Annotated in this window: 1 protein-coding gene; it reads left to right on the plus strand. The window is 49.1% G+C overall.

Going from position 1 to position 1086, the window contains the following annotated elements; genetic code table 11:
• Positions 1-68 precede the first annotated feature (68 nt).
• Positions 69-1086, plus strand: a 1018-nt coding sequence (locus R7O13_RS24465) for a hypothetical protein (protein WP_318304884.1), incomplete at its 3' end; no start/stop codon positions are given.

Consider the following 1086-nt stretch of genomic DNA (forward strand, 5'->3'; position numbering starts at 1 on the left):
TGGGTCGCCAAGTGGATGTCAGCGTCAAAGAGTGAGTCTCTGACAAATAACCTCAAAGGATAAGCACCATGACCTTTCGTCCAGAATACAATGGCTGTAAGTCATTTGGCTGCCCTAATTGCGGCGTGCCTGATCTCAGTTTGTATTCGCGCTCAAATCGGCTCGGCTACGACTCGTGGCATTGCCCTGAGTGTGGGGCTTATCCTCCGGTTTTGATTAACGAGCCGATACTCGCATTGGCTCATCAACTTCAACAGCAAACCTTTGAGTTGAAGCTATTGCCTCATTGCGAATGCCGATTACCTGCTTGGCAACGTTACGGGAGAACCGCCGTCGGTAGCCCAAGAGTAAAGTGTCGCTGCTGTCAAAAAACCGCAACGCTGCTGAACCCGAACAAAGAATCCCACACACTCCAACCACTGCTTGATGCTCTATTAGCCGAGGTTTCACCCAAAGATTTACAGTATAAATTGGGCTTGAATCATCGCCGTTTTTCACAATCTCTTGAGCGTTTGGCAAGTATGCTGGACACTTTTAGTCGCTTATACGAACGTCACTTATCGTTCTCGAATATCCAAACTCGTTCCTTTGTTCAAGTGGCGCGCTCTGGTTTTCGCCACCATGGCCGAGAACAACGTGCAGCGCATGTTTGGACACTATGCAGCGCCGATGCCCAAACGGGTTACGTGCTTTTGCTCAGTGACAACGCTTGGTTTCCTCAGACAGAGATGTCAGAGCACGTCATTCCTCAACCGCTTTGGGAGCAAAGTCGTTACCAATTAACGCAGCAAGAAGAAATGCCAAACGAATCAGATGTATTTCTCCAAGCACAGCGCACTTACGACAAAATTCTTAGCCGCAGCCAATTTGACCAACTCGCTTACTGCGATGGTTCGCACGCGAAATCAAAAGAAGTGCTACTCACTCGCCCTGTTTTTGCTGCGCACGCGCACATGCAAAACTTGGCGAAATACTTTGCGAACAAAGTGCCGAAACGCTTTGTCCTCGAACATGAAAGCTTTTTACGAGGGGCAGCGATCAACGCTTTTACCTCCGCCATTAAGCGGGGCACGACGCAACTCTATT

This window comes from Vibrio sp. Y176, assembly GCF_033438945.1.